7 protein-coding genes and 1 pseudogene are annotated in these 7,398 nt (G+C 31.8%); 7 read left to right on the top strand and 1 reads right to left on the bottom strand.

What is annotated here, in order from left to right; genetic code table 11:
* The first annotated feature begins 227 nt into the window (after nucleotides 1-227).
* From KPL38_RS02905 to KPL38_RS02875, 7 genes and pseudogenes are all read left to right on the top strand, one after another.
* Nucleotides 228-413 carry a hypothetical protein gene (locus KPL38_RS02905; protein ID WP_216286765.1) on the top strand — a complete coding sequence of 62 codons (186 nt, stop codon included), beginning with the start codon at nucleotides 228-230 and terminating at the stop codon, nucleotides 411-413.
* Nucleotides 414-691: 278 nt separating this feature from the next.
* Entirely contained in the window at nucleotides 692-1,858 is a 1,167-nt protein-coding gene (locus KPL38_RS02900) for an amidohydrolase (protein WP_216286763.1), read from the top strand.
* Nucleotides 1,859-2,113: 255 nt separating this feature from the next.
* Nucleotides 2,114-3,541, top strand: coding sequence for an alpha-amylase (locus KPL38_RS02895; RefSeq protein WP_216286761.1), 1,428 nt, complete (start codon nucleotides 2,114-2,116; stop codon nucleotides 3,539-3,541).
* Between the two features lie 163 nt (nucleotides 3,542-3,704).
* Nucleotides 3,705-3,842 (top strand): lmo0937 family membrane protein, encoded by a 138-nt coding sequence (locus tag KPL38_RS02890; protein ID WP_216286759.1) that lies wholly within the window; start codon nucleotides 3,705-3,707, stop codon nucleotides 3,840-3,842.
* Between the two features lie 273 nt (nucleotides 3,843-4,115).
* On the top strand, nucleotides 4,116-5,465 hold the full coding sequence (locus tag KPL38_RS02885) for a sigma 54-interacting transcriptional regulator (protein WP_216286757.1): 1,350 nt from the start codon (nucleotides 4,116-4,118) through the stop codon (nucleotides 5,463-5,465).
* Nucleotides 5,453-5,515: a hypothetical protein gene (locus KPL38_RS20295; protein WP_216286779.1), complete on the top strand. Its 63-nt coding sequence runs from the start codon at nucleotides 5,453-5,455 to the stop codon at nucleotides 5,513-5,515. The genes KPL38_RS02885 and KPL38_RS20295 overlap by 13 nt, the downstream gene beginning before the upstream one ends.
* Nucleotides 5,516-5,659: 144 nt before the next feature.
* Nucleotides 5,660-5,881, top strand: a pseudogene (locus KPL38_RS02875) (family 1 glycosylhydrolase); the annotation flags it as partial.
* Nucleotides 5,882-5,989: 108 nt separating this feature from the next.
* Here the strand turns inward: KPL38_RS02875 and gdhA are convergent.
* Nucleotides 5,990-7,327 carry an NADP-specific glutamate dehydrogenase gene (gene gdhA, locus KPL38_RS02870; protein ID WP_216286740.1) on the bottom strand — a complete coding sequence of 446 codons (1,338 nt, stop codon included), beginning with the start codon at nucleotides 7,325-7,327 and terminating at the stop codon, nucleotides 5,990-5,992.
* Nucleotides 7,328-7,398 lie beyond the last annotated feature (71 nt).

Raw genomic sequence — 7,398 nt, 5'->3', positions numbered from 1 at the left:
GAGGCATGATCACTACTATAAATTACAGAAAAACGTTCCTCATTTATTTGAGGAAAAACATAATCCCTAAAGGCCTGCGCCCAACAATTCTTTAAAATATTTTGAAGATATTTAGGCATTTGGGCTACAGGATCTAAAAATGTAGTTTGTTGAACGTTATTTTTGCAAAACATAGTAATCCTCCTCTACGTACTGATTTTGATATTATTATATCATAATTACTACGTTTGGAAGTAATTACAAGCTTTTTGTGGGATAATCATACTATTAAAGATAAATCTGATTTCCCAGATGTGGGTGTTCCAGATAGAAAGCCTGAAGGGATAAAATATGTAGTTGTGAACGGCAGGTTAGTTTTAGATGGGGGGATTATACAAAATAGTACTGCAGGTAGAACTATTAGGACGGCATAACTATTGTAGCATCTTATAGATCAGATGAATTTAAAAAGTATATGAAAGAACATAATAAGAACAATTATTGGGTAATACCTGATGAATTGAAGCAATAGGTGTAAAATATCTTATATAGCCCTATTAAGTGGACATAACTATAAAATAGTTGTAAAATCCATTTGATGGGGTTACTTTATAGGGTATGATGCATATACTATTATTTTAAAAGAAAAGAGAGTTTTATTAGTAGGATAGCTATAATATAGAGTTTAAATAAATTTAAGGGGTATAATTTTATGAAAAATAAAATAGTGTTAAAGAATACTGATAATTTGGAAAAAGAACTTATAGAAGTTCGTCATCATTTCCATAAGCATCCAGAGTTATCAAATGAGGAATTTGAAACAACTAAAACTTTGCGTAAATTATTAGGTGAGGCTCAAATCCGGATACTTAATTTACCACTCAAAACAGGTTTAGTTGCAGAGATAACAGGAAATAGTGAAGGTCCTATAATTGCAATCCGAGGTGATATCGATGCTTTGCCAATTATTGAAGATACGGATTTAGATTATAAGTCACAAATTGAGGGTAAAATGCATGCTTGTGGTCATGATTTTCATACAACTGTTATTTTAGGCGCAGCTTATTTATTAAAACAGCAAGAAGCAACATTACCTGGAACGGTGCGTATTATATTTCAACCAGCTGAAGAAACAGGAAAGGGTGCAGAAAGTATTTTGAAAACTGGAGTTCTATCAGACGTTGACGCAATTTTTGGACTTCATTGTGCACCAGATTTAGAAGTAGGTAGTTTTGGAACAAATGTGGGAGCTTTGACTGCTGCAGTTGATCGTTTTGAAATCAAAATTAATGGAATTGGTACCCATGCGTCATCACCAGAAAAGGGAATAGATCCAATTGTTGTTGCAGCTCATATAATTACGGCATTACAAACAATTGTTAGTCGTAATGTTAGTGCTTTTGATCAAGCACTTATTAGTGTTACTCATATGGAAAGTGGTAACACGTGGAATGTGATTCCAACTGAAGCGTATCTTGAGGGGACTGTGAGAACTGTTAATGCTAAAACACGTGAGTTTGTTCCAAGTAAAATGAGACAAATAGTTAAAGGAATGGCAGACTCATTTGGAGCAACTGCTGAACTTAAATGGTACAGTGGTCCACCAGCAACAAATAATACAAAAGATTGGGCATCGGTTGCATTAGATGTAGCAATACAGCAGGGATATGTTATTAAAAAGCTTCCCAAAACACTAATTGGTGAAGATTTCGCATATTATCAGGAGAAGATATCAGGTGCATTTGTAAATATTGGTACAGGGGTATCATATTCACTTCATCATCCAAAATTTAAGGTAGATGATGCTACGCTTTTGCCAGGTTCTAAATATTTTGCACAACTAGCTAAATGTGCTTTAGATATTATATCGGACAAATAAACTTTGGCTAAATTAAGTATAGGTATTGTTACTCGTGACTAGTCAGTTAAGATGATATTAAATCAGCTTGACTGGCTTTTTTGTGCGCAAAATATAATGGATGAAATAAAGGAATTAGAATTTAAATGTTGAATAAAGTAATAAACTAATAAACTATATCATTATATGTATTTAATTCGATTAATTACTTAATTGTAAAGGGTATAAAAAATTATAAGATAATCTTATAAAATAAAATAAAAGGGGTTTGTTTAAATGAATAAGACTATAATGCAATTTTTTGAATGGAATCTGCCATCGGATGGAGGACACTGGAATTTTTTAAAAGAGCATTGTAAAGATTTAAGTGATGCAGGGATAAATACTCTTTGGTTACCACCGGCATATAAGGGGGCAAGTGGGAGTAATGATGTAGGTTACGGTGTTTATGATTTATATGATCTTGGTGAATTCGACCAAAAGGGCAGCATTAGGACTAAATATGGTACAAAAGAAGAGTATATAAATGCAATAGAGGAAGCTCATAAAAATAACATCCAAATAGTGGCAGACATAGTATTTAACCAGAAAGGCGGAGCAGATCATACAGAATGGGTAAAGGTAACTAAAGTGGATCCAAATGATCGAAATATAAAAATATCTGATGAATACGATATAAAGGCTTGGACTAAATTTACTTTCCCGGGGAGAAAAAATAAGTACTCCGACTTTAAATGGAATTGGGAGCAATTTGATGGTGTAGATTGGGATGAGAATAAAAAAGAAAAAGCTATATTTGAATTTACTGGAATGGGTAAAAGTTGGGATGAGGAAGTAGACGCGGAAAATGGAAATTATTCTTATCTTATGCTTACAGATATAGATGTTAGTACGCCGGTAGTTTATGATGAACTCTTAAAATGGTCATTATGGTATATCAAAATAGCACATATTGATGGATTTAGATTAGATGCTGTAAAACATATAGGATTCGATTTTTTCACAAAACTTATTAATGAAATAAGAAATATTACAAAAGGAGAACTTTTTACGGTAGGAGAATATTGGAGTGCGGATATTAATGTTCTTAAAAGATATATTGAGGATACAGCTCATGCATTTAATGTATTCGATGTACCACTTCACTATAATTTTGCAAAAGCTGCAAATGATAAAGAAAACTATGATTTAGGTGGTTTAATGAAAAGTACATTAGTAAGTTGTTATCCTGAAAATTCAGTAACTTTTGTAGATAACCATGATACTCAGCCCGGCCAGTCACTTGAATCATGGGTAGATAATTCATTTAAACTACAAGCATATACTTTTATTTTAACAAGGCAAGAAGGAATACCTTGTGTTTTCTTTGGAGATTATTATGGAATGCCAACTAATGACATAGCACCACTTAAAGATAAATTAGATAAATTATTAAAGGCAAGGCGAGATTTTGCTTATGGCGTGCAGCATGATTATTTTGATGATGCTCATATTGTTGGTTGGACAAGAGAAAATGGCTTAGCTGCTTTAATATCAACAGCAGATAATGGTGGTTCAAAAAAGATGTTTGTTGGTGAAAAACTTTCAGGTAAGACATTTGTAGATATCACGGGTAATGTTTCTGGAGAAATTAAAATAGAAGAGGATGGCAATGGTGAATTCATTGTTAATGAAAACTCATATTCAGTTTGGTGTATCGTTTAAAAGTATAAAATTCTAATGTAAAAATATACTCTTTTATGAATTTATCTCGACGTATTTGGTGAGACTAAACAATAATCAGTTGGTAGAGAATGTACTTATAATAAGTTGATTTTAAATATGAGCGAATATTATTAATAATCACTTAAGAAGGATGGTGATATGTATGGGATTATTACGTTGGATAGTAGGAATAGTAATTATTATGTGGCTTTTAGGATTTGCATTTCATATTGGTGGAGGACTTATACACATATTGCTTGTTATAGCAGTAATTGTATTCATATTCGATCTTATTTCTTGAAAAAGAAGATCATAGCAAGTTCTTACTTAAAGTCAAGCTTAGATTGTCATTGTAAAATGATAATATAAGCTTTTTTCTATATTCTGTTAAAGTATAGATATCATAAAATAGTACATTAAGTGTATAACATTACAAGATTAAAGATATAAGATAAATCAATGATTAGGAGTATCTAATAAATTTTATTGATTAATAATAAAGTGTATATGTGTATAATTTTATTAGAATTGTGTGAGATAATTTTATTGAAAATTAATTTGGAAGGTGAAGACTATGGGAAAATCAGAGAATAGGATACTTAAGTATTTAAGTGATAAATGCAAAGAACAAAAATCAACTGGTAAATTAACTAATGTTGGGTGCAGTACTAGAGAAATTGCAGATGATTTTTCTCTTCAAAGGACCAATGTAAGTTCTTTATTAAATAGGTTATGCGATGATGGAAAGATTTTTAAGATAAAAGGAAAACCGATTATATATTACGTGAATTTATCTAGCAGTTTTAAAGATGATAAAGCAAAACCATCAATAAATGGTTCGAATTTCAGTAATTTTATTGGTGGAAATAAAAGCTTAAAAAAAAGCATTCAGCAGGCACAGGCAGCTATACTATATCCACCTAGAGGTCTGCATACATTAATACTTGGGCCTACAGGAGTGGGCAAGACTATGTTTGCAGAACTCATGTACAAATTTGCAATTGAAAAGGAAGTAATATCTAAAGATGCACCTTTTATTTCATTTAACTGCGCAGACTATTCAAATAACCCACAGCTTATTATGGCTCATTTATTTGGAAGTAAAAAAGGTGCATTTACTGGTGTGGATAAGGATAGAATTGGATATGTCGACAAGGCAAATGGTGGTATTTTGTTTTTAGATGAAATACATAGATTACCTGCTGAGGGACAAGAAATGTTATTTATGTTAATAGATAAATCTGTTTATACACCTCTTGGTAATATAGAAGAGAAAAAAAGTGGTAAGGTGCTTATAATATGTGCCACAACTGAACAAGCTGATAGTGCTTTATTAACTACATTTACTAGAAGAATTCTTATGACAATTAATATACCTGCTTTAAAGGATAGAACAATAGATGAGAGATTTGAACTTATTCGTGACTTTTTTAAAATTGAGTCAATGAGAATAGCAAAAGAAATAACTATATCTACAAATACGGTAAGAAGCCTTTTACTCTATAATTGCAGGGGAAATATAGGACAATTAAAAAGTGATATACAACTAGGTTGTGCAAATGTATTTTTGAAGTTTGTTTCTAAAGGTAAAAATAAAATAGAAGTACATAGTACTGATTTTTTAAATAATGTAAGGCAAGGGTTAGTGTCGTATATGCAAGAATCTCAAGTCGTAGATAAAATTATTAAAAAGGATATAAGACTTAACTTTAAACCTAAAGGGATAAAATTTCAGGTAGAGGCAAGTTCTGATTTAGTGCCTGATAATTTTTATGAGAGTATAGAAAAAAGAATTCAAGAACTTAAAGACCGTGGAGTAGATGAGGACGATATTAATTTTACAATGTCTTTTGATATAAAAAATTATTTTAACAAGTATATAGAGAAATTATTTATGCACAAGATCATTTTATGTCAGCTATGACAGTTATAGATTTGGCGACAGAAATAGTAGAAATTTATAAAACAAGATAGAGGAGTATACGTTGGAACTTAAAAATAAATTTCCTAAGGAATTTTGGTGGGGGAGTGCTTCATCAGGACCACAATCAGAATGAGCTCCAATAGACGACGGAAAAGCATTAAACATATGGGACTATTGGTATGAAAAAGAACCTTATAGATTTTTTAAAGGGATATTCAACATGGCTTCATAAATCAATAGACGAAGGTTGTAATGTTAAGGGATATCATATGTGGACATTTATTGATAACTGGTCTTGGAGCAATGCTTATAAAAATAGATATGGATTCATCCAATTAGATTTAAAAACTCAAGAAAGAATTCCTAAAAAGAGTGCATATTGGATTAAAGAAGTAGCCAAAAGTAATGGATTTTAATTATATATAAAAAACATAGTATTAGACCAACTTAAGTAAGCTGGTCTAATACTATGTTTTTTATATGGAATAATGAATTGTTTTTTTGAAAAGTCATTAAAGCAAATATTAGTACGCTATTCCCTCAGAATACATAGCATCTGCTACCTTAATGAATCCTGCTATATTAGCACCGGCAAGTAAATTACCTTCGAATCCATATTCTTTTGCAGCATTACTTGTTTTCATATAAATGTCTGACATTATAGCCTTTAATTTATTATCAACTTCTTCAAATGTCCATGAGTATCTTATGCTGTTTTGTGACATTTCAAGTGCTGAGGTAGCAACACCTCCTGCATTGACTGCCTTAGCAGGCCCAAAAAGAATTTTGCTTTTTAGAAATACATTAATGGCCTCCGGAGTGGAAGGCATATTTGCACCTTCTCCAACTGCTATACATCCATTAGATATAAGAGCATTTGCAGAAGATTCATTTATTTCATTCTGAGTCGCACAAGGAAGTGCAATATCACACTTTATTGTCCAAATTCCTGAACAACCTTTATGATATTTTGAAGTAGGATGGTACTTAACATATTCGCTTATTCTTTGTCTATTAACCTCTTTGATTTTTTTTACTGTATCTAGTTTAATTCCAGCAGGATCATATATGTATCCATCTGAATCACTTAATGCAACTACATTTGCTCCGAGCTGTATAGCTTTTTCGGCTCCGTATATTGCAACATTACCTGAACCCGAAATTACAACTGTTTTATCTTTAAAGGAGTTTTCTGTAGCTTTAAGCATTTCCTCAACGAAGTAACACATACCATATCCAGTGGCTTCCGTGCGAGCAAGACTTCCACCATAAGATAATCCTTTGCCTGTTAATACACCTGTAAATTCATTTCTAAGTCGTTTATATTGACCATACATAAAACCAATTTCTCGACCGCCAACACCAATATCACCAGCAGGTACATCAGTATCAGCGCCAATATGTTTTGAAAGCTCAGTCATGAAGCTTTGACAAAATCTCATTATTTCTCTATCAGATTTTCCTTTAGGATTAAAGTCACTTCCACCTTTAGCACCACCAATTGGTAGACCTGTTAGTGAATTCTTAAAAGTTTGTTCAAAGCCAAGAAATTTAATAATACTAAGATTAACTGAAGGGTGAAGCCTTAAACCACCCTTATAAGGTCCTATGGCACTATTAAATTGGACACGGAAGCCTCTGTTTACATTTACTACTCCATTATCATCTATCCATGATACTCTAAATATAATCTGTCTCTCAGGTTCTACAATTCTATCAAATATCCCAGCGTCAATCCATTCGGGATGTAATTCAGCGACTGGTTCTAGGGATTCTAGCATTTCTTTTACGGCTTGTTGGAATTCTGGTTCATTTGGGTTTTTCTCAATAACATGTTGAGTTAAACTTGATAATAAATTCATTTTTATAGCCTCCTCAAATACAATAAATAAATATAACTAGATTTTTAAATTATTGTTCATCTATTTAAATA

The organism is Clostridium psychrophilum (genome assembly GCF_018861705.1).
GTDB lineage: Bacteria > Bacillota > Clostridia > Clostridiales > Clostridiaceae > Clostridium_AD > Clostridium_AD psychrophilum.
The sequence above is the reverse complement of the archived record's forward strand: the minus strand, read 5'-3'. Positions and strand labels throughout refer to the sequence as shown.